General features: G+C 38.8%; 20 protein-coding genes and 1 tRNA gene. 16 read left to right on the forward strand and 5 right to left on the reverse strand.

The features are described from left to right. Positions 1-64 precede the first annotated feature (64 nt). The 7 genes from QNH29_RS10080 (at position 65) to QNH29_RS10110 (ending at position 8,213) form a co-directional block, all read left to right on the forward strand. A complete protein-coding gene (locus QNH29_RS10080) occupies positions 65-631 on the forward strand; it encodes a CBO0543 family protein (protein ID WP_283864652.1) in 567 nt (188 codons plus the stop codon). 368 nt (positions 632-999) lie between these two features. After that, positions 1,000-2,295, forward strand: coding sequence for an IS110 family RNA-guided transposase (locus QNH29_RS10085; RefSeq protein WP_283864653.1), 1,296 nt, complete (start codon positions 1,000-1,002; stop codon positions 2,293-2,295). Positions 2,296-2,909: 614 nt separating this feature from the next. After that, positions 2,910-3,488 carry a biotin transporter BioY gene (locus tag QNH29_RS10090; RefSeq protein ID WP_283864654.1) on the forward strand — a complete coding sequence of 193 codons (579 nt, stop codon included), beginning with the start codon at positions 2,910-2,912 and terminating at the stop codon, positions 3,486-3,488. Between the two features lie 406 nt (positions 3,489-3,894). Beyond that, a complete protein-coding gene (locus tag QNH29_RS10095) occupies positions 3,895-4,173 on the forward strand; it encodes an FAD-dependent monooxygenase (RefSeq protein ID WP_481858790.1) in 279 nt (92 codons plus the stop codon). Between the two features lie 511 nt (positions 4,174-4,684). Further along, positions 4,685-6,049 carry an MFS transporter gene (locus QNH29_RS10100; RefSeq protein WP_283864655.1) on the forward strand — a complete coding sequence of 455 codons (1,365 nt, stop codon included), beginning with the start codon at positions 4,685-4,687 and terminating at the stop codon, positions 6,047-6,049. A gap of 344 nt (positions 6,050-6,393) precedes the next feature. Continuing rightward, positions 6,394-7,692: an aromatic ring-hydroxylating oxygenase subunit alpha gene (locus QNH29_RS10105; protein ID WP_481858823.1), complete on the forward strand. Its 1,299-nt coding sequence runs from the start codon at positions 6,394-6,396 to the stop codon at positions 7,690-7,692. Next, a complete protein-coding gene (locus QNH29_RS10110; protein WP_283864657.1) occupies positions 7,689-8,213 on the forward strand; it encodes an aromatic-ring-hydroxylating dioxygenase subunit beta in 525 nt (174 codons plus the stop codon). The genes QNH29_RS10105 and QNH29_RS10110 overlap by 4 nt, the downstream gene beginning before the upstream one ends. A gap of 779 nt (positions 8,214-8,992) precedes the next feature. Here QNH29_RS10110 and QNH29_RS10115 read toward each other — a convergent pair. Both QNH29_RS10115 and QNH29_RS10120 read right to left on the reverse strand, forming a co-directional pair. After that, positions 8,993-9,066: transfer RNA gene (locus tag QNH29_RS10115), tRNA-Arg, on the reverse strand. A 68-nt stretch (positions 9,067-9,134) separates the two neighbouring features. After that, on the reverse strand, positions 9,135-9,842 hold the full coding sequence (locus QNH29_RS10120; RefSeq protein ID WP_283864658.1) for a YwaF family protein: 708 nt from the start codon (positions 9,840-9,842) through the stop codon (positions 9,135-9,137). Positions 9,843-10,004: 162 nt separating this feature from the next. On the opposite strand from QNH29_RS10120, the gene mutS reads away from it, so the two are divergent. Together mutS and mutL are read left to right on the forward strand one after the other, a co-directional pair. Next, complete coding sequence (mutS, locus tag QNH29_RS10125; protein ID WP_283864659.1) at positions 10,005-12,599, forward strand: DNA mismatch repair protein MutS; 2,595 nt, start codon at positions 10,005-10,007, stop codon at positions 12,597-12,599. 12 nt (positions 12,600-12,611) lie between these two features. Beyond that, on the forward strand, positions 12,612-14,498 hold the full coding sequence (gene mutL / locus QNH29_RS10130) for a DNA mismatch repair endonuclease MutL (RefSeq protein ID WP_283864660.1): 1,887 nt from the start codon (positions 12,612-12,614) through the stop codon (positions 14,496-14,498). Between the two features lie 201 nt (positions 14,499-14,699). Here the strand turns inward: mutL and QNH29_RS10135 are convergent, their stop codons facing one another. Next, on the reverse strand, positions 14,700-15,071 hold the full coding sequence (locus QNH29_RS10135; protein WP_283864661.1) for a VOC family protein: 372 nt from the start codon (positions 15,069-15,071) through the stop codon (positions 14,700-14,702). Between the two features lie 221 nt (positions 15,072-15,292). On the opposite strand from QNH29_RS10135, the gene QNH29_RS10140 reads away from it, so the two are divergent. The 3 genes from QNH29_RS10140 to QNH29_RS10150 all read left to right on the forward strand — a co-directional run bounded on the left by QNH29_RS10140 (position 15,293) and on the right by QNH29_RS10150 (position 17,139). Next, positions 15,293-15,745, forward strand: a complete 453-nt coding sequence (locus QNH29_RS10140) for a hypothetical protein (protein ID WP_283864662.1) — start codon at positions 15,293-15,295, stop codon at positions 15,743-15,745. 328 nt (positions 15,746-16,073) lie between these two features. Beyond that, on the forward strand, positions 16,074-16,646 hold the full coding sequence (locus tag QNH29_RS10145) for a YsnF/AvaK domain-containing protein (protein ID WP_283864663.1): 573 nt from the start codon (positions 16,074-16,076) through the stop codon (positions 16,644-16,646). Positions 16,647-16,713: 67 nt separating this feature from the next. Continuing rightward, positions 16,714-17,139: a YsnF/AvaK domain-containing protein gene (locus tag QNH29_RS10150; RefSeq protein WP_283864664.1), complete on the forward strand. Its 426-nt coding sequence runs from the start codon at positions 16,714-16,716 to the stop codon at positions 17,137-17,139. Between the two features lie 100 nt (positions 17,140-17,239). Here QNH29_RS10150 and mreBH read toward each other — a convergent pair whose 3' ends face one another. Then, complete coding sequence (gene mreBH, locus QNH29_RS10155) at positions 17,240-18,247, reverse strand: rod-share determining protein MreBH (RefSeq protein WP_283864665.1); 1,008 nt, start codon at positions 18,245-18,247, stop codon at positions 17,240-17,242. A gap of 329 nt (positions 18,248-18,576) precedes the next feature. Here mreBH and miaA point away from each other — a divergent pair, with 329 nt between their 5' ends. From miaA to spoVK, 3 genes are all read left to right on the forward strand, one after another. Then, positions 18,577-19,533, forward strand: a complete 957-nt coding sequence (miaA, locus tag QNH29_RS10160; RefSeq protein WP_283864666.1) for a tRNA (adenosine(37)-N6)-dimethylallyltransferase MiaA — start codon at positions 18,577-18,579, stop codon at positions 19,531-19,533. Between the two features lie 26 nt (positions 19,534-19,559). After that, positions 19,560-19,790: an RNA chaperone Hfq gene (gene hfq, locus QNH29_RS10165; protein ID WP_034672853.1), complete on the forward strand. Its 231-nt coding sequence runs from the start codon at positions 19,560-19,562 to the stop codon at positions 19,788-19,790. Between the two features lie 238 nt (positions 19,791-20,028). Then, entirely contained in the window at positions 20,029-20,979 is a 951-nt protein-coding gene (spoVK, locus tag QNH29_RS10170) for a stage V sporulation protein K (protein WP_283864667.1), read from the forward strand. 36 nt (positions 20,980-21,015) lie between these two features. On the opposite strand, the gene QNH29_RS10175 is transcribed toward spoVK, so the two are convergent. Continuing rightward, positions 21,016-21,621 carry a trimeric intracellular cation channel family protein gene (locus tag QNH29_RS10175; RefSeq protein ID WP_283864668.1) on the reverse strand — a complete coding sequence of 202 codons (606 nt, stop codon included), beginning with the start codon at positions 21,619-21,621 and terminating at the stop codon, positions 21,016-21,018. A gap of 175 nt (positions 21,622-21,796) precedes the next feature. Here QNH29_RS10175 and hflX point away from each other — a divergent pair, with 175 nt between their 5' ends. Next, positions 21,797-23,065 carry a GTPase HflX gene (gene hflX / locus QNH29_RS10180; protein ID WP_283864669.1) on the forward strand — a complete coding sequence of 423 codons (1,269 nt, stop codon included), beginning with the start codon at positions 21,797-21,799 and terminating at the stop codon, positions 23,063-23,065. Positions 23,066-23,067: the final 2 nt, after the last annotated feature.

The raw sequence follows: 23,067 nt of genomic DNA on the forward strand, positions 1-23,067 counted from the left end.
TATTCAATTCATAAAGTGTCGAAAATATTTAATATGTCTAAGGTCCGTTGGAGTGGATTTATAAATGGAATATAAAGAAAATGTAAAAAAGATGATTGACGATAATACCAATCAGGCCCAAGAAATAATACAACAAAAAATTGAGATTTGGTCCAATCATGTAGTCTTCTCAGGTTTATGGTGGTTTGGGGTAGTACTATCCATTATACCTTGGCTTATTTGGATAAAATACAGAAAAAAGGATAGTACCGACCGTATTTTATATGCTGGTTTTTACGTAATCATTGTATCACTTTGTTTGGATGTGGTAGGAGATCAATTTGGTTTTTGGCATTATAGATTTAATGTAATGCCTGTACTTCCAACTTATTTTCCTTGGGATATTACATTAATGCCAATATCCGTCATGTTTATTCTGCAAATTAAACCTGCTTTTAATCCAGTTATAAAAGCAATATTGTTTGCACTTTTTTCTGCGTATATAGCCGAACCATTCTTTCATTGGATGGGCGTTTATGTTCTAACTGGATGGAAATATTCCTATTCCTTCCCTATACAGATCATAATATATTTAATTGCACATTACCTTAGTAGAAGAGAAAGATTTTCCCCGTTTTATATCAAGAAGTAACTAAAGATATTATTAATAGTCCTTCAAGGGCTCTTTTTGTTTGCTTTTTAATGAAAGTGACAAGCAACTAACGAATATCTCTAGTGATAAAACAGAGCTGTCATAAAAGGCAGTCTTTTTTATTGAGCTAACGGGCAGCATTCCTGTAATAAAACAAAGTTTGTGAAAAAATGTACTTAAACAAACGGGTGCAATAGTTAAAGATGAGATCGCTGCGGCGGTCTTTTTGCTTGTTCAGCTAACGAAGCAGCATTCCTGTAATGAATGAAAATGGGGTTTGAACAAAAAAAGAACCTCTTGGTAGAATGAGAGAGTCCTAGAGCTGGCCAGCAAAAAAGGACAATCCCCAAATACCAGGAGGTCTTAACATGAATTATAACCAAAATGAAAAGATTGCTCAAATTACTTCTAGGACATTAATTATAGGTGTTGATATTGCGAAATTCAAGCATGTCGCACGTGCACAGGACTACAGAGGAATGGAGTTTGGTTCCCCTTGTTATTTTGATAATACCAAGGAAGGATTTCAACTGTTTCTTAATTGGATCAATCAATTAAAACTGGAACAACACATGGAAAAAGCGATCGTAGGGATGGAACCTACTGGCCACTATTGGCTAAACCTAGCTCATATTCTAAAAGAAAATCAAATAAAGTTTGTCGCTGTGAACCCATTACATGTAAAGAAGAGTAAGGAACTTGACGATAATTCACCGACTAAAAACGATGTGAAAGACGCTAGAGTCATCGCTCAGTTGGTCAAGGACGGGAGATATGCTGAACCGACGATACCACAAGGTGTTTATGCAGAACTTCGTGTGGCGAAAAAAATACGTGATCTCCTAACTGATGACCTTCAAACGGTACAAGGCCAGATTCACAACTGGCTAGATCGCTATTTTCCTGAGTTTCTAACCGTCTTTAAGAGTTGGGAAGGAAAAGCAGCGTTGCAATTTTTAAGGTTAGGAGCATTACCAAATGAACTGATCAATTTCTCTGATCAGTACTTATTAGACCATCTACGGAAAGCAGTTAGCCGTAGTGTAGGAATAAACAAAATACAAGAGTTAAAAAAAGCAGCTAAAGAGTCCATCGGACTTTGCCAAGGTTCAACTATGGCCAAATTAGAACTGGCCACTCTGCTTGATAAATATGACTTGATACAAGAGAAGTTCGAAGAACTAGATCAGAAGATAGATAACTTGATTGAACATATACCTGGTGTCCAGCAAATGTTAGCCATCAAGGGCGTGGGGAGAGATACGGTTGCCGGCTTCTTTGCAGAAGTGGGAGATCTACAAGAGTATTCGCACCCGAGACAAATCATAAAGTTAGCTGGATTAAGCTTGAAAGAGAATACTTCTGGCAAGCATAAAGGGCAAACAAGGATCACTAAAAGGGGGAGGAAGAAGTTAAGGGCTCTCCTCTTCAGAGTGAGTATGATTATGGTCGCGAAGAACTCGGCCTTTAAAGCGCTGCATGTCTATTACACGCAGCGTCCGGACAATCCTCTAAAGAAAATGCAGTCTCTGATTGCATTGTGTAATAAGCTAATACGTATATTTTTTGCCATTGGAAAGAAACAATTTGAGTTTAGTGAAGAGAGAATGTTACAGGATATCCCTCATATGAGAGCAAACATAGAAGTTGAAAAAGCAGCGTAATTCAGTAAGAGCAGTAGGTAGAAAAGGATTTTAGATGTTATAAGTCTCGGACATTTGAAGCACGGATTAGTCAGCAAAGCAACTAAACTTCGGGCAAGGATCCTGTGGAGCAGCATGACTGACATCCACCTCATGGAAAGGTTGGACGAAGGAATTTGAGAGCGAAGACTCTGTGAGGCATGGGAGGGTTGACCTCCATGAGAAATGTGGACATCCACCAGTGCGATCATATTTTTACTCATCCACCATTTTTTGTAAGTGTGTGGCTAATGTGATATCAGTCTTTTTGCTTCAAAGACCCAAATTTATCCTGACGAGATAAATCCAACCAAAGTAGCGAGCTGTAAACTCTAAAATAACAATCTATAAAATACTGAGAATACTGGAGAAAACGTGAGTTTTCACTTTGTTTATTGAGGGAGTTTAGTTCAACAAGTTGGATCAAATGCCATTTCTTTTTATGTTTCTTTTGAAACCCTTTCAGATATTTCAAAATAAATCCTCGGAGGTGCACTGGCACCTCTTTTTTTGGGTTGACAAATTTTTTAAATATAAATATAGTTTAATTGTTAACTAAATATAAAAATTAGTTTACATTCGAAAGGGAGAAACAGATGACAAATCCACAATTGAAATTAAGAATGATGATTGTGACAGCACTTTTTGCTGCAATCATTGGCGTAATGGCTCAAATTACAATTCCACTTCCGCTCGTTCCAATTACAGGACAAACCCTTGCCATTGGCTTAGCAGCAACAATCCTAGGTTCTCGTTATGGAACCTTATCGGTCATTTTATATTTAATTATTGGTTCTGCAGGAGTACCTGTATTCGCTGAATTTTCAGGTGGAATTTCAAAGCTTATCGGACCCACTGGAGGTTATTTAGTTGGCTTCCTTCCAGCTACCTTCCTAATCGGATGGTTTATGGAAAAAACAGCCTTCAACTTCAAGAATGCTGTGATTGCTAATAGTATTGGAATGCTCGTTACTTTGGCATTCGGCACTGCTTGGCTAAAGATTGCTGCCGAGCTTTCTTGGACAGCTGCTTTTGCAGGAGGATTTACTCCGTTTATCATTGTTGGATTAATCAAGGCTGCCCTTGCTTCGTGGATTGGTGTCTTAATTCGAAACCGATTAACTTCTGCTAGGCTATTGTTTTCAGAAAAAAAAGACCAAACAAAATCAGCCTAAAAAATTTTAATGTTTGTAATTTATGCTTCAGATCCATCGCAGGGAAAGGCTAATAAACTCTTAATTCTGCCGTAAATGTGTTCCAATCCGTGCAAATAAAGCTTTATTATTTATGCAACTAACTGGTGCGATTCTTCAATAACGAGGGGTCGCTTTTTTTATTGAAGTAACGACGCAGGATAGCTTAATAAGAGATGTTAAGATTATAATGTTAAAATTGAAATCAATAAGTGAGGAGAAATAATGAAATTTTATATTGCATCAAGCTTTAAAAATATAGATAGGGTTAGGTATGTTAGTGAAAAATTAAAAGAAAAAGGGTATAACATATTGAAGGAAATTTATCTTGTTTTCATTTTACCTAGAAAAGCCCTATTTAAAGCGCTTTTTCTAGTATATTTTTTTTGTGTACCTGTTTCTTGCAGGTGATGCGGCCCATATCGTTCCTCCTACAGGGGCAAAGGGGCTTAATCTAGCAATCTCCAACATTCTTGTCCTATCAGAAGGGCTTAAGGAATACTTTCAATCAGGAAATGGTAATATTCTATCCCGTTACTCTAAATTATGTCTGCGTAGAATTTGGAAGGCACAGCGATTCTCCTGGTGGATGACAACCACCTTGCATCGGAATTTTGACCATAGCTCATTTGAGTACAGCATCCAGCTAGCTATCTGGAGTACGTAACATCATCCCATATGGCTGCAGCAAGCCTTGCAGAAAACTATGTCGGACTGCCATTCGAGATTAACAGTTCTTTTCTAAATAAGAACACTGTGCTTTCAACTCTGTAAAATGAAAATCAACTGCTGCTTCCTAAAGCTTAAGGAGCCAGCTTTTTTATTTTGGCTTTTGAAAAAGACTATAGATGGGCTGATGAGGACAGTGAAAGGAAATTTTTTCCGATTTATGTCCTCATGAAAGGCTGATTAGGAAAGATTATGTAATTTCTTCAGTTTATTATTATTATGGAAACACATGAGGATTGTTAGTGTACGGTCTTAAAGAAAAACTAAAAATATTTTTGATTGTTGCCTATAGCGAAACTAGCTGATTGTTCGTGGGCAAAAACCACTCTATTATAACTTTAGAAAATATATTTCAGAAAGGGAGGAGAATTAGCATAACCGTAAGAAAATTTCTATTCATTTTTGTATGCGTTTACAGATTATAATAATTAAGTTTGGAGCTGATAATTATGCGTACAGTAAACCCTTCTGAGGTTGTTGCTGCAAGTAAATTTAACCGCTTTCATCTTCTTGTTTATCTTTGGTGCTTTTATGCCATTATGTTTGATGGGTTTGATATTGCAATGTTTGGAGTCAGTTTGCCTTGGCTGATGGAGGAATGGAATTTATCACCGGTTCAGGCAGGGGCCGTAGGAAGTTATTCGCTGGTGGGCATGATGGTGGGTGCGTTTATTTTTGGCCCTTTGGCTGATAAAATCGGCAAGAAAAAGGTTTTAGGTATTTGTATGATTCTATTCAGTGTCTTCACTCTTGGGGCAGGGCTGGCACCTAATACAACATTTTTTACGGTCATGCGTTTTATTGCTTCTCTTGGAATGGGCGGTTTAATGCCAATGGTTATTTCCACGATGACAGAGTATTCACCCAAGAAAAACAGAGCATTAATCGTTGCTACAATGTATTGCGGATACTCTCTTGGAGGAATCCTGGCAAACCTTATCGGAATGTATCTGGTGCCATCTACTGATTGGAGAGTCATCTACTGGATTGGAGTTATTCCATTTTTTACCTTACCATTCTTTTTTAAGTATTTTCCTGAATCCCTTTCATTTAATGTCATCAAGAAAAAAACAGACGAGCTTGCATCCGTCCTAAATCGGGTTGACCCTGGTGGTAATTATAAAAATTCGGATTCCTATCAATTTTCAAATGGTCAAAAAGCTTACAAAGGATCAACGGTTAAAAAGATATTTGAAAATAATCGTACGGTAAGCACGATTGCGATTTGGTTTGCCGTCTTTAGCTGCCTGCTGATGGTTTATGGTCTAAATACTTGGCTGCCTAAGATCATGCAGCAGTCAGGTTATGGTATGACTTCAAGCTTATCTTTTAATCTTGTGTTATGCTGCGGTCAAGTGCTTGGTTCCTTATTTGGCGGATATTTAGCCGAGAAAATTGGACATAAGCGCATTCTCATCAGTCTTTATATATTAGGCGCAGTGTGCTTTGTATCCTTAAGTATCACTTCTAACCTATTTCTTCTATATATCTTGATTATGATTGGCGGGGCATGTACAGTCGGTAATATGAATCTGGCGAACCCATACATTGCGGAGTATTATCCCCCAGAGGCCCGCGCAACGGGTATGGGCTGGGCCCTTGGATTTGGCCGGATTGGTGCCATTTTAGCACCAACATTGATTGCCTATATTCTCGCCATCGGGATTGCACCGCAACACGCGTTTATTGCCTTTGCTATCCCAAGTATTGTCGGAGCTATCTCTCTATTAATTGTTAATGAAAAGTATGGCAGCTTTGATAAATTAACTGAAGAAAAGGCTGCGATGAAGATGAAAGCACCAGTTAATGCTTAATTAGAAAGGTCCTTTGTAATAAATAAAAAAACGCCTTCCGGTTTGCTTTATTCCGGAAGGAAAACTGCGTATTTTTTATACATAGGCTGTGTTAATGGTTATTGTTGATTTTGTCCAATGTTGATTGGAGCGGAAGGCGCGAGACTCCTGCGGGCGGTAGGGGACAGGGGAGACCCCGCAGGTGCTAAAGCGCCGAGGAGGCTCCCCGTACCGCCCGCGGAAAGCGAAACGCCTGGAGCGCAAATCAACAAGCAAGTTTAACACAGCCTATACATAAAAAGGAGGACGACTACGTGATCAAGAAAACATTGAATGAAAAGGCTTTTCATTTGTTAAAAGAAAAGATGGAACAAGGTCTATTGCCTCAATGGGTCATTACCGATCCAGATATTTATGATTTGGAAATTGAAAAGATTTATGGACATACATGGCAATTCCTCGGCCATGAAACAGAAATTAAGGAGCCTGGCAGCTATGTAACACGCTGGATGGTGAATGATCCTGTTCTTCTTGTCAGGACACGTCAAGGGGATGTCAAAGCATTTCTAAATTCCTGTACCCACCGCGGGACACAGCTGTGCACGGCTGACCGCGGGAATAAAAAAACCTTTACGTGCCCGTACCATGGATGGAGCTACAATCTTGAAGGTGAACTAGTCGGTATCGTTGCAGGAAATAAGGTTTATGGAGAGGAAATGGACAAGTCAGAGTGGGGGCTTCGTCCGATTCCGCAAGTGGCAAGCTATCAGGGAATGATCTTTGGGAATCTGGACCCGAACGCTGAATCTTTAGAAGATTATCTTGGCGAGATGAAATGGTATTTTGATATTCTACTAGGCAGAAGCGGCGGCATGGAGGTAAGGGGACTGCCGCAGCGATGGGTGGCAAAAGCCAATTGGAAAGCGACAGCCGAAAACTTTGCTGCCGACCCGTATCATGTACAGACGACTCACCGTTCCACGGTTGAAATGGGAATCAGCCCGGAAGATCCTCTTTATGCAGGATATGGGCATCAAGTTGTCATGAAAAATGCCCATGGAATCAATGTCATTACCTCAAAAACGGGGAAAGCAAGAGTTCCTTTCCAAGGTACTCCCGAGTCAATGTGGCCATTGTTTGAAAAACATTTGACTCCTGAGCAGCTCGACATACAGTCAAAGGTGACGGTTTTTGTAGGCGGTGTTTATCCTAATCTTTCATTTGTCAGCCCGATTCACGGAACAGAAGGGCATTTACATAATTACTTAAACTTCCGAATGTGGAGGCCGATTGCACCTGACCGGGTGGAGGTTTGGTGCTGGTTTTTAATCGATAAAGCTGCTCCAGAAGAATATAAGGAAGACGCCTATCGCGGTTATCTTGGTTCGTTTGGTCCGAGCGGAACGTTGGAACAGGATGATACAGAAACATGGGCACGGATTGTGGAAGTAAGTAAAGGGTTGATGATGCGGGATAAAGAACTGAATTATAACAGTGTCAGCAACTATTTGATGGGATATTCCCATGTGAAACCAGATGAGAATTTCCCTGGACCGGGAACAGCGTATCCAACGACCTATATTGATACCTTATCACGAAAAATGCATGAGCATTGGCTTGAACTAATATCAAAAGACATGTTTGAGAAGGAGGTAAGCCGATGAGCTTGAACGTCCAAAACAAAGTAACAGCTGATATTCATTTGGAAATAACCAACCTTCTTAACATGGAAGCTTATTATTTGGATAACCGAAAATATAAAGAGTGGCTTGAGCTTTTGGCAGATACCATTACCTACAGAATGCCGCTGCGTGAAACCGTGGAAGGTGTTGGTGTTTCCAATATTGCCGAGGATTCTGCCTTTTTCGAGGAAACGAAGACTTCGTTGAGAACAAGGGTCAATCGATTATATACGAAATCCGCCTGGGTCGAAAACCCATCAACTAGACAGCGTCATTTTATTACCAACATTTATGTTGAAGCGACTGCTGATCCGGATGAATACAAAGTACGGAGTTATTTCCTTTTCATGCGCAGCAGAGCATCTACTTCAGATATTGAGCAAATGTTTGGCGAACGCCATGACATCATTAGAAAAATCGATAACGAATGGAAAATTTGTTCGCGAACCATCTATCCTGATCAATCCGTTATTACCACGATGAACATGAGTATGTTTTTATAAAAATGCTTTGTTCATTTTTAATTGTCACTAGGACGGGGGTATGCGTATTTGAAGTTTTAAAATTTAATCCCTTATTGTAATCTAGATTATCTTGACATTTCCTTATTTCTGGTGGTCACAGTTTCGCTGGTACTACCTCAATATATAAGCTAGAGTTTAAGAAGATATGCTGTTTAGAGCGCATTTTTTCACTATCTAATGGGGGACACTTTGGGGACAAATTTGGGCAAACTGTTCCCAATATCAAAGACTGAATCATAAAGAGACTTAATAAAAACCTTGTTATATCAATACTTTCATAATTAAACTGTTATAATCATAAAGTATAACTATCATTGACAGAGTGAGCTCACATAAAGCCCTGATATTAACCAGGGCTTTTCTTTTTATTTTGAATACGGTACATGTTATTTGGATTTTAAAGAAGCTGAATACGTCTGTCCACTGAATTAATTTTGTTGGAAATCCTCCCCAAACAGCCCCCAAAACCTCCCCCAAATGGTTGGGGGGAAAAACATGATTATACAGGTAGAAATAAAAGAAAAAACCCTAGAAGCGTTGATATAACGCGGTTTCTAGGGTCTTTATGAATGCTCTTTACAGAGCATTTCAATTAACGTGAGTAGAACTCAACTAGCAGTTATGTTTGTAAATCCATTCATGAGGGAACAATTTTTTAATTTTTACATTTGCGGCAGATTTGCGGCAATGAAGAATCATATAAAATAAAAAACCTTGCCGCACATCCTAAATAGGTTGATTTGACAAGGTTTTTGTTACGTCCCGAAGAGGATTCGAACCTCCGACCTACAGTTTAGGAAACTGTTGCTCTATCCTGCTGAGCTATCGGGACACTTTTATTGGGAACGTTACTTATTATAAATAGTTAATCTAAAAAGGTCAATAAGTAAATACCCAGAACTAACCAAGTCTTTTTTTACGGAAAATGAACCAAACGATTAGGCTAAGGGAAATTAATAAAAACTCCATTGAAAGGATGTACAAGGGATACGGACCTAAAAGATCCAAAAGGCTGGGACTCTTTGGTTTATGGCTTAAAAACATATAATTTCCGTCGACTGCTTTATTGATAAGCATAATGATTGGCATTAATACATTCAAAAAGACGAACAATTTTACAACCGATAAAATGGTTGGTCGGTAGCCTACCACCCAGGTGAAATAAAAGACAACCCAAATGTCCATTAAATGGGTATAGAAAAAATGAAAAAAGCGAAAATGCGGGAAGTCAAAATTCAATAATGGTGTAAAGATTGCTTGAGATGCTCCCAATAAGGCTGTGAATAACAATATTTCATATAAGACCTTTTTCCTCGTTAACAATAATAGCACCGATAATACCAGGCTGATACTGCACAATTCTAATGGAATGGCATGACTGACATCCCAAATGCCATTAACCGTCATCCAAATATGGTACGTTACTTCTATTAATAGTAGAGATAACCCTGCCGTTACCTCTGCCTTTTTCCACTTTTTATCCCTAAGAGAATCCCTATTAAAATAAATTAAAACAGAACCAAGAAAAAGAAGGGCAATAATCATAAAATGGCTGATAGAAAACATTTCAAAATTAAATTCCTTATAACTGCCTCCAAACCATCCCATGAGGTTCACCCTTTTCGATTTAGTACTATAAATTATATGCAAGTATCTAGTAACAACGAACATTATCGTTAAAAGAAATTTCTACCTCATCTAAGTTTAACTGATATATGATATAATAGTTTGTCGAAGATACACGAATTGATTAAACATGTGGAGGTCATTATGGCTGGTTATACGCCGATGATACAGCAATACTTAACCGTGAAGGCAGATTATCAGGATGCCTTTTTATTTTTTCGCTTAGGCGATTTCTATGAAATGTTCTTTGACGATGCGATTAAAGCATCACAAGAATTAGAGATAACATTAACTAGCAGAGAGGGCGGTACAGAAGATCGCATCCCAATGTGCGGAGTACCCTATCATTCTGCACCAAACTATATTGAACAGCTTATTTCAAAAGGCTATAAAGTGGCGATATGCGAGCAGATGGAAGACGCCAAGCAAACCAAAGGCATGGTAAGACGGGAAGTTGTCCAGCTTATCACACCTGGTACGGTAATGGATGGCAAGTCGTTAACGGATAAAGAAAATAACTACATTGCCTCGATTTCTTATTTTGATGATCAAACCTATGGTTTTGCTTATACCGATCTTTCAACGGGTGAAAGCAAAGTCACACAGCTGTCAGCTAATTTTGATGAAGTATTAAATGAACTTGCTGTTTTAAGTACAAAAGAAGTGGTTGTGGCAAGCAGTTTTGATGCTGAATTGCAACGGAAAATGCGGGAACGTGATGTACTGGCCATTTCATTTGAGGATAATAGTTCAATAGAGATTAATTTTTCGAATCTCTTGGATAACCTCAATCAAGATAAGCTAAAACAAAGTGCTGCCAGGTTATTTCACTATTTGTACCGTTCCCAAAAGCGAAGTCTTGACCACCTGCAGCCTGTGACTACTTATCAAATCCATCAATATATGAAGATTGATTACTACTCAAAAAGAAATCTTGAATTGACAGAAACCATTCGTTCTAAAGGCAAGAAAGGTTCCTTACTGTGGCTGTTGGATGAAACAATGACAGCAATGGGCGGCCGGATGCTGAAAACGTGGATTGATCGTCCCTTACTTTCACGCGAAGACATTGAGCACCGTCAAACGATTGTAGAAGTATTGATGAACAAGTATTTCGAACGCCAGGAGCTGCGGGAAAAGTTAATCGAAGTTTATGATTTGGAGCGGCTCGCAGGACGTGTGGCCTTTGGAAATGTAAATGCCCGTGATCTCGTTCAATTAAAGCGTTCATTAATGCAGATTCCATACCTAAAACAAATTCTTGAGGGCATGGAACATGAAGTGGTTAAACAGATTGCCGACTCACTTGATCCTTGTGAAGAAGTAACTGATTTATTAGAGCAGGCCATTGTTGATAATCCTCCTCTTTCACTAAAAGAAGGGAATATCATTCGTGACGGATACCATGATCAGTTAGATCAATATCGTTATGCCAGCCGAAACGGCAAAACCTGGATTGCCCAGCTTGAACGTGAAGAGCGGGAAAAGACGGGGATAAAGTCTCTGAAGGTAGGGTTTAACAGAGTATTTGGTTACTATATTGAGGTTACGCGTGCAAACCTTCATCTGTTAACAGAAGGGCAGTATGAACGTAAACAAACCTTAACCAATGCGGAACGTTTTATTACCCCAGATTTGAAAGAAAAAGAAGCATTAATATTAGAAGCGGAAGAAAAATGCGGGGAGCTTGAATATGAACTGTTTACGGAAATTCGTGAGATTGTCAAAGAACATATTCCGCGCCTGCAGGCTGCTGCAAAAGCAGTAAGTGATCTGGATGTTCTCCAGTGCTTTGCAGAAGTGAGTGAAAACCGCCGCTATGTAAAACCACAGTTTTCTACAGAGGGTAAAGTGGTTATAAAAGAAGGCAGACATCCTGTGGTAGAAAAGGTGTTGAATGCACAGGAGTATGTAGCGAACGACTGCTTTATGGACAGCGATCGTGAGGTTCTTCTCATCACGGGTCCAAACATGAGCGGTAAAAGTACGTACATGCGTCAAATTGCCTTAACTGCCATTTTAGCGCAGATTGGCTGTTATGTACCGGCAGATGAGGCAGTGCTGCCGATTTTTGACCAAGTATTTACGCGTATTGGAGCAGCGGACGATTTGATTTCCGGCCAAAGTACGTTCATGGTCGAAATGCTGGAAGCCAGAAATGCTCTTACCAATGCAACGCAAAACAGTTTAATTCTATTTGATGAAATTGGCCGCGGTACTTCTACCTATGATGGGATGGCACTGGCGCAGGCAATTATTGAATACATCCATAAACATATTGGTGCCAAAACATTGTTTTCCACTCATTACCATGAATTAACCGTTCTTGATGGCGAGTTAGACAAATTAAAGAACATCCATGTCAGCGCGATTGAGCACAATGGCAAGCTAGTATTCCTTCATAAAATAAAAGAAGGACCGACGGATAAGAGTTACGGAATACACGTTGCTCAATTAGCAGAGCTTCCGAAGGAATTAATCCATCGGGCCAATGAAATTTTATCGGCACTCGAAAAACCAGATGTACAACCTGTGGCTGTTAAAAGTGCAGTGAAGGAAATCGAGGAACAGCCAGCACAGCTGTCGTTCTTTGATGAACCGAGAGAGCCCAAGAAACAAGAGCTTTCTTCAAAAGAAAAGAAAGTTTTAGATAAAATGAAAGAAACTGATCTATTAGACATTACACCGCTTCAAGCGATTAATTTATTGTACGAGCTTCAGAAGAAGTTGAAAAACTAGGAGGTGACTCGTTTGGGTAAGATTATCCAGCTAGATGATGCACTATCCAATAAGATTGCAGCAGGTGAGGTAGTCGAACGTCCTGCTTCTGTTGTAAAAGAATTAGTAGAGAATGCGATTGATGCTGGCAGTACGGTCATTGAAATAGAAGTAGAAGAAGCAGGGCTGGCGAAGATTCGAATTACGGATAATGGAAACGGCATTGAAGAAGAAGACGTCTTACTTGCCTTCCAACGTCATGCCACAAGTAAAATTAAGAATGAAAATGACTTATTCCGGATTCGTACCCTTGGGTTTCGCGGGGAAGCTCTGCCGAGTATCGCTTCCGTTTCACGTTTGGAGATGAAGACCTCAACTGGTGATGGTGCCGGGAATCGTGTGGTCATTGAAGGCGGCAAGGTAGAAGTATATGAGAAAGCGTCAAGCAGACGCGGAACGGATATTACGATCACCGATTTGTTTTTTAACACACCAGCACGCTTAAAGTATATGAAAACCATTCATACGGAGCTTGGGAATATTACGGATGTGGTGAACCGACTTGCACTCTCCCATCCAGAAGTTGCGTTCCGCTTAATTCATAACGAACGTAAGCTGCTGCAAACAAACGGTAATGGTGATGTCCGCCAAGTGCTGGCGTCCATTTATGGAATGGCGATCGCCAAACAGCTTGTACCGATATCAGGAAAATCACTAGATTACAAGATTAGCGGCTATGCCTCCATGCCTGAGGTAACGAGGGCGTCTAGAAACTATATTTCTACAATGATCAATGGCCGTTTTATCAAAAATTATGCCCTAGCCAAAGCAATTCAGGAAGGATACCATACGTTACTTCCTATCGGAAGATTTCCGATTGTGCTCCTCAATATCGAAATGGACCCATTATTGGTGGATGTCAATGTACACCCATCTAAAATGGAGGTACGCATCAGTAAGGAAGCAGAACTAAATGAATTAGTCACAGATATCATCAAAAATGAGTTTAAATCGAAGGTTTTAATTCCATCTGCTTATACGCAAGAAAAAAAAGAGAAACCAAAGTCTGAACAGACTGCGTTAATTCTTGATGAACGGACGAATGATACGCCGGTTAGTAAAGAAATCACATGGGAACGGCCAGCCTTTGCAAATAACACCATTCAAGAAAAGACGGAACCTTTAAAGGTAAATTATGAACTCCTGCAGCCAAGAGTAGAAGTGGAAAATGACCATCAAGATTGGGAATTCGAAGAACCCGAACTCGAACCCGAACAGGAACCAATTGAAACAGTAAAGTATACTGAAGCTACGCACGAGGATGACAAAACAGAAAGCAGAATCCCTCGTTTATACCCTATTGGTCAAATGCACGGCACGTATATCTTTGCTCAAAATGAAAATGGGTTATATATTATCGACCAGCATGCGGCACAGGAACGGCTGAAATATGAGTATTACCGTGAGAAGGTGGGGCAGGTCCATGCGGAGCTCCAGGAATTGCTCGTTCCCATTACGCTGGACTATTCTACGGACGAATACCTGAAAATTAACGAAAATCGTGTAGAATTGGAAAAGGTCGGAATATTTCTTGAGGAATTCGGATTGAACAGCTATATTATTCGTTCCCATCCGCAGTGGTTCCCTAAAGGTGAAGAAAAGCAACTTATCGAAGAGATGATTGAGCAGCTCCTATCGATGAAAAAGGTGGATATCAAAAAGTTGCGTGAGGAAGCTGCGATTATGATGAGCTGTAAAGCTTCCATTAAAGCAAATCGTCATTTGCGCAATGATGAAATCCAGGCATTACTGGATGACTTAAGAAAAGCTTCGGATCCCTTCACCTGTCCGCATGGAAGACCGATTATCGTTCATTATTCGTCGTATGAAATGGAAAAAATGTTTAAACGGGTAATGTAAGCTTGTATCGAGTGTTTTCTTTTTATAAGAAAGCACTCTTTTTTTATAGGCTTTGTTCAATATGGTATTAATTTTTAGGCTTTGTTAAATAGTATTGTTGTTTTTCAGGAAAAAAATATGGGAACGTCTGATTTGGACCTTCCCGTTCTTATTTCGTTAAAGCACCCGTTAATGAAATAAGGTAATTTATTTATTATAATCCTACCAGTGTACTTGAAGTTTATTACCATTTGGATCATAAAAGTGGAAAAAGGAATGACCATTATCTTCTTTTATATCCTCGACCTTAACTTGATTATCATTTAAGTGTTGATGAAATTTAGATAATTCTGGACTTGTAAAGCCAATGCTAAATTCTTGTTCATTATCAATTGTAAAATGTGCAAATGTTTCATCTTCGGTAGGAACTAAGATAAGTAAGAAAGGTCCTTCATTTACTTTTAAAATTGCAAGTTCCTCAGTATTGTTTAGTAACTGGAGCCCTAATACATCTCTATACCATTGTGCAGACAGTTCTAAATCTTTTACAGGAATTCTAATATAATGTACTTGTTCAATAAATGATTTACTCATAGCCTTCTCTCCTTTATTTAATCCGGTATATCAAATAGTTCCCTTTCTATATACCTTTTTCCTTCCGATTATTGAATTAACCTGCCCTTTAACGGAACAATAATCTTCCATACCTCTTTACTAAAAATCAAAAATGAAAAAAATATTCAGAATAGGACTTATATTTGGCTGGTGGATAGTGTAAAATTACACTATAAGAGGGAGATAAAGGAGGTGGCCGAATGTTTGTATTTGGCATCTTAAGCACTTTTTTACCTATTGTTATCATTATTTTTGTAATCGTTTATGCTGCGAAAAACAAAGAAATGGGGGGAGAAGCAGTGATACGTCATCTTTATACGTATTTAGTTTTGTTTGCAACACTTATGATGGTGATTGGCGGGGGGATTTCGATTTTTATGGCCGCGGCAGATTTAGTCAGTCCGCCGGGCTACTATCAAAACTTTGAAGATTTTAAACAGGTTTACCATGATGGCAAGGTTCCAACAGAGGAAAGCCAAAAGTTATCAGATGATGAAATTCGTGAAAGATATGACCAAATGGTAAAAGATGAAAAGAACCGTGCTAGAGAAAATGCGAAAAACCAAATTATTAAAAGCTTAGGATTTATTGTTATCCCACTTCCAATTTTTCTTTATTTTAACAATATGAGAAAGCGTCAAAGTGAAATTTAAAGGTAATGGCAAGAGTACCCTCATTCCCAACGGGTACAGTTATATATCATAAAACTTAATAATATAGGGAAGATGACTATCAAAATGCATGTAAAACGATAGTCATTTTTTATTGGAATTTAGGAATTTCAGGTATATTTAATTAATAATTACAGTCGTCTATATTGTTCGATAAAAGTTAATAAAAAATGGGTTATAGAAGTTTTTTTGGGTGATATTTTCAAATAATAAGTTTGAAGAGGTTTTCTTAATCCATAAGAATAAAAATACCTATTGAGTAGATTATATAAAGGCATTACTTTAAAACAATTTGCGAGGAGGAATTCTTATGGGTAACATTTTTGATATGTTTGGTGATGATTCACAAAATACAAATAATCAAGACAGCAAAAATAATTCAGGAACTCAAGGAAACAATGCTAGCTCAAGCACTCAAGGAAACAATGCTAGCTCAAGCACTCAAGGAACCAATGCTAGCTCAAGCACTCAAGATAATCAAACGAACGGCTCCCTAGAGCTACATAAGGAAGAGCTAGACATTACGAAAAATAAGGTCGATGCTGGTGAAGTTGTCCTTTCAAAAGATGTTGTAGAAGAACAAAAAACTGTAGAAGTTCCTGTTATGCATGAGGAAGTTGTGATAAAGAGAACGCCAGTGAACGAACGTAGTAATGCAACGATAAGTTCTGAGGAGACCATCCATATTCCTGTCAGTCAGGAGCAAGTTCAGGTAAACAAATATACGGTAACAACTGAGGAAGTCTCAGCTTCCAAACGCCAAGTTGAGGAAACACAGCAAGTTCAGGAAACTCTTAGACGTGAAACGGCAAATGTTAATACAACTGGAAGTGTTGACTTTGTTTCTGATACAACAGGTTTTGAAGATATAAATAACAGCTAATAATAATAACACCTTTTCACCCTCCATAATGAAAAGGTGTTTTCACTCTTTTCCTTGGAGGAGGATTATGGTGTCTGAGCAGTCTGAAAAGGCAAATATCCACAATGATGATTTAACAATCAAATTACATAAGGAAGAACTGCAGGTAAGTAAAAAGTGGATAGATACAGCTAACGTTACGGTTTATAAGAAAATTTATACTGAAGAGAAGCAAATTTCGGTTCCTGTCCGCCGTGAGGAGTTAATCATTGAGAAAAAGGTAGTAAATTCAGATGGGGCAACTAATAATGATATTGAAACCATTTGTATTCCTATAAGGGAAGATCGTATTGAGGTTACTTTACATCCAACTCTGCTTGAGGATGTAGAAATATATAAGAACCAATATGAAGAAATAAAAGAGGTTATAGAAACTCTCCAGGAAGAAAAAGTTCATATTGAAACTATAGGTGACATAAAGGTAACCGTTAATAATCCATTATCAACGACATAAATGAAGAATTTCAGCCTTTTTAAAAAAATTAAAGTAATGAAAAATAAACTGGCTCTTAAGTGAACTGAGCCAGTTTATTTACCTATTCATTAATTACTCATTACTTCACTGCAGCTGGCAGTTTATGCATGTATTTAAGGGCCTTTCCCGTTCCGATTGCAACGGATTCTAGCGGGTTCGGAGCGAGTTGTACCGGAACAAAAATCTCTTTGCTCAGCCATTCTTCCATCCCTTTCATTAATGCACCTCCGCCAGTTAAAATCACACCGCGATCGACGATATCACCGCTCAATTCAGCAGGACAATCCTCAAGGGTTGCCCGAATCGCTTCTAGGATATGAGATAATGATTCTTTTAACGCATTGCGAATTTCGTAGGATGATAGTGTCACGGTTTTAGGCAAACCTGTCACTAGATCACGTCCGCGAACCTCCATGGTAAGTTCTTCGTGATCAATTAACGCATAACCAATTTCCATTTTAATATTCTCAGCAGTTCGTTCACCGATTAATACATTATATTCTTTTCGGACATATTGAATGATTTCTTCATCAAGACGGTCGCCGCCAATTTTAATAGAATGGCAGGACACAACCCCGCCGAAAGATATAATCGCTACCTCTGTATTACCTCCGCCAATATCGACAACCACATTAGCTACCGGCTCGTCCACAGGCATTCCCGCACCAATAGCAGCGGCAACGGGTTCTTCAATTAACTGGATTTTTTTTGCGCCGGCATTTCTCACGGCGTCTTGAATCGCTCGTCTTTCCACACTTGTTGATCCGGACGGTGTACAGATTACGACATTTGGCTTACGAACGGCAAAGCCAACTGATTTAGAAGCTTTTCGCATGATATGCTTCAAAAGCTCTGTAGTAAGGTCATAATCTGCAATAACGCCTTCTTTTAATGGCCGGATGGCAACAATTTTTTCAGGCGTTTTTCCAATCATTTCTTTTGCTTCTGTTCCAAAAGCAACAACTTTTTTCGTTTCTGTATCAATCGCTACCACAGAAGGTTCATTCACTGCGATTCCTTTATTTTTACTATAAACTAATATATTTGCTGTTCCTAAATCGATTCCAATTTCAAAGTTTGATAACATTCCAATTCACCTAATTTCCTATTTTTCGACAACTTGCCACGCTGACTAGCTATCTTTCTACAAAATAAGCTACGATTAAGACTACCATGAGTTTGGGGGTAAAACGCTTTTTGTAAATGAAACGTTATGTGAATGTAAAGATGTAAAAGAAATAACTTTATTGAGACAAAAATGGAATAAAATAAATCCTTTGTAAAAACATGCATAGAAAAGTTAATTTTTGATTATACTTATTTGATGTTCAACTGCTTTTAATGTTATATATTAGGATGTAAGTGTGACTTGGTTCCTGCCATCACGGAAATTGAGAAAAGGGCAGTGTGAAGATCTTGGATTCAAAACAGAAATTATTAGTCATTATTGGACCAACGGCAGTTGGTAAAACAAAGTTAAGCATTGAACTGGCCAAACTGTATAATGGCGAAATTATCAGCGGTGATTCCATGCAGATTTACCGCAGTATGGATATCGGAACTGCGAAAATAAAACCTGAGGAAATGGAAGAAATTCCTCACCATTTGATTGATATTAAAGAGCCGGATGAGAGTTTTTCTGTTGCGGAATTCCAGCAGCTGGTGCGGGAAAAAATAACAGACATTGCTTCAAAAGGCAAGCTGCCTATCATCGTTGGCGGGACTGGCTTATATATTCAATCAGTCATCTATGATTATCAGTTTTCTGAGGCTCCTGCCGATGAAGCGTTTCGGCTGCAGCTTGAAGAGAGGGCAAAGGAAATTGGCAATGAAGCTTTGCATCAGGAGTTAACGAAAGTAGATCCTGAGAGTGCCAGCCAAATTCATCCGAATAATGTAAGAAGGGTGATAAGGGCACTTGAAATTTTTCATTGTACTGGTAAGATTATGAGTGACTATCAAAATAATCAACAGCCTGACCTTCTTTATGAAACTGCACTGATCGGTTTAACGATGGAGAGGGAAAAACTTTATGAACGGATTAATATGCGAGTCGACATGATGATAGCGGAAGGTCTGCTTGACGAAGTCAGTATGTTACACAAGCAGGGGCTGAGAGATTGTCAATCCATTCAGGCTATAGGCTATAAGGAAATCTATGATTATTTGGATGGGAAGGTTAGTCTAGAGATTGCTGTTGAAAATTTAAAACAAAATTCAAGACGATATGCAAAAAGACAGCTAACTTGGTTTCGCAATAAAATGGAAGTAAAATGGTTTGACATGACAGATGTCGTAAATTTGTCAAAAAAAATAACCGAAATTTCACATTACATTGAAGGAAAGCTACAAGTAAAATCGAATACATATTAGTAGAGATAAAAGAGGAGGATATACAAATGAAAACCACGATTAACATTCAGGACCAATTTTTAAACCAGTGCCGTAAGGATAATACCCATGTAACGGTATTCTTATTAAACGGATTCCAATTACGAGGCCAAATTAAAGGCTTTGATAATTTTACTGTCCTTTTTGAATCGGAAGGAAAACAGCAGCTGGTTTACAAGCACGCCATTTCAACCTTTGCACCACAAAGAAATGTTCAGCTTGACCTGGATGCCCAATAATCACCTTTATCATCTGAGTCCATGGAATCCATGGACTCTTTTTTATTTTTAATAATGAATTGTAAATATGATGAATACATATAAATGAAGGAGTATTGCTTGGGAAGCGCATAGAAGGATTAGAGTGAACTTTATTAGCAATTTCCTCTCGTTATTTGTCAAAATGAGCAATTATTTTTTCAAGTCAACGATAAAAGCTGCCTAACGTATACTGTTTGCAGAATGAGAGGTGAAGGCTTTGGATCAACCGATTCGCATGAAAAGTAATGGACAAATAACAGTATCCCTTAACTCGCAAAAGAGGAAGTCCTTAACGAAAGAGCTGCCTGTTCCTCCAGTTGTTCCAAAGGTTATTCCCCCGGAGCACTCGGCATTAAAGGAAATTGAAGAAGAGCTCGGGGCATTAGTGGGTATGGAAGAAATGAAACGAATGATAAAAGAAATTTATGCTTGGATTTATGTCAATAAAAAACGTGAAGAACTGGGACTGAAGGCTAGAAAACAAGCTCTTCATATGATGTTTAAAGGGAATCCGGGAACAGGAAAAACAACAGTAGCACGATTAATTGGCAAGCTCTTTTTAAAAATGAATGTTCTGTCTAAAGGGCATCTAATTGAGGCGGAACGAGCGGACCTCGTGGGGGAATATATAGGACATACCGCACAAAAAACAAGAGATCTCATTAAGAAAGCGCAGGGGGGAATCCTGTTCATTGATGAGGCGTATTCATTAGGACGAGGCGGGGAGAAGGATTTCGGAAAAGAAGCGATTGATACGCTCGTGAAACATATGGAGGATAAACAGCATGAATTTATTCTAATTTTGGCTGGATATTCCCGGGAGATGGATTATTTCTTAACACTAAACCCTGGGCTCCATTCCCGTTTCCCGCTCGTAATTGACTTTCCGAATTACAGTATTGAGCAATTGATGGAAATTGCAAGCCGCATGCTCGATGAGAGAGAATATTCTTTAAGTCATGAGGCGGAAAAGAAGCTGAAGGATCATTTAATTTGGGTCAAAGCGGTACTCAGTCCAAATAGCTTTTCGAATGGGCGATATGTTCGTAATATTATTGAAAAGTCCATTCGTGCTCAAGCGATGCGGCTCCTATTGCAAAACAGCTTTGACAAACATGAATTGATGACACTGCGAAGTAATGATTTAATCTTCGAAGAAGACTCATAGTACAAAAAAATCGACGGAACGTATTCCGTCGATTTATTAATGTGCACCTAGTCTTCTCGATGGCAGTTTCCAATGGAATGTATAAGAAACCACCCGTAGAGCTGTTATGAGTACAAATAAAGAGTATAACTCCCATGGGCTTACGGCAACTTTTAACCCGATCATAAGACCTGCAAGTATCGCCCATACTGCGTATATTTCCGCTCTTAAAACGACTGGCTTTCTCCCAGCAAGTAAGTCGCGAATAATCCCTCCGCCAATTCCAGTTAAGACTGCAGCGACAATAACTGCGCTTATCGGATGATCCATATTGGCTGCGTAAATGGCACCTTGAATGGCGAATGCAGATAAGCCGATGGCATCGAAAAAGTTTCCCCATTTTTGCCAATGACGCAAGAGATTATTTGGAAACAGAAACACAGCTGTAATCGATAATAAGGCAATTTGAAAAAACATCCCTTGTTCCCATAGTGCGGAAACGGGGACACCAATTAATAAATTCCGAATTGCTCCGCCGCCAAAAGCAGTTACAATTCCTAATATATAAACCCCTAATATATCATACTCTTCTTCCATCGCAACAATGGCTCCGCTGACTGCAAAAGCAATCGTTCCAATAATACTTAAGACATCCCATGTCATGTTCGTTTCCCCTCGATGAAAAAATACTTTTATTTTTTAATTCTCTGTAAACAATAAGATTTTAACACGGAAGTAAAATTAATCAAGATAAAAATTAAAAAATCCGCTTTAGATTAGGGGATTTTCATCATTTTTGGTATGATAAGGAAAGAATTTATGAAAAAGAGGTGTTGGTATGGAACAAGAAGTGAGCTTAGAAAAAGCTATCTTAGTTGGCTGCCAAACGCAAACATTAGATGATAGTCGTTTCCAATATTCAATGGAAGAACTTGCTTCCTTAACAGAAACCGCTAAGGGTGAAGTTCTGATGTCTGTTTCTCAAAAACGAGAGCGGATTCACCCTGCTCTATACATAGGAAAAGGGAAAGTAGAAGAATTAAAAGCCCTTGTCGATGAAGTCGAGGCTGACTTGGTAATATTTAACGATGAATTATCACCAAGCCAAAAAAGAAATCTCGCTTCTGAATTAAACGCCCGCATTATTGACCGGACTCAGCTTATATTAGATATTTTTGCACAAAGAGCAAGATCAAAAGAGGGTAAACTTCAGGTGGAATTGGCACAGCTTCAATACTTATTGCCGCGTCTTGCCGGTCAAGGAACCGCTTTATCAAGATTAGGGGCTGGTATTGGAACAAGAGGGCCGGGGGAAACAAAGTTAGAATCTGACCGCCGTCATATCCGTCGAAGAATTGATGATATTAAGAACCAGCTAGGTGTAATTGTTCAGCACCGAGATCGTTACCGGGAAAGAAGAAAGAAAAACAAAACATTCCAAATCGCGATTGTTGGTTATACGAATGCAGGTAAATCCACACTTTTTAACCGACTTTCCGAAGCAGATTCTTATGAAGAAAATCAATTATTCGCAACCTTGGATCCAATGACACGCAAACTTGTTTTACCAAGCGGGTATCAAACCTTAATAACAGATACAGTTGGATTCATTCAAGACTTGCCAACAGCGCTGATTGCCGCCTTCCGTTCGACTCTAGAAGAGGTGAAAGAAGCGGACCTTCTTTTGCATGTAGTCGATATGGCCAATGCGGATTATTTCCAGCATGAAAAAACAGTTAATAAACTGCTTGAAGACTTAGAAGTAAAAGACATTCCGCAGATTACTGTTTATAATAAGAGAGATATTAAACATCCTGACTTTGTACCAACAACGAACACGCCTCTAATCTTCATAAGCGCCTATGATAAAGAGGACCGCAATGAACTAAAAAGAAAAATCGAAAAAGTCATCATTGAAATGATGGATCAATATCATGTGAGTATTCCTTCAACAGAGGGGAAACTGCTCGCACAATTAAAGAATGAAACGATTGTCAGGGAACTTGTCTTTGATGAAGTAAAAGAGCTTTATCAATGTCGAGGATTTTCTCTTCCTGACCACCAAATTTCCGGACAATTAGAGAAATATAAAACTAGAATGGAGTAACA

This window comes from Neobacillus sp. DY30 (assembly GCF_030123065.1).
In the GTDB taxonomy this organism is placed as follows: domain Bacteria; phylum Bacillota; class Bacilli; order Bacillales; family Cytobacillaceae; genus Neobacillus.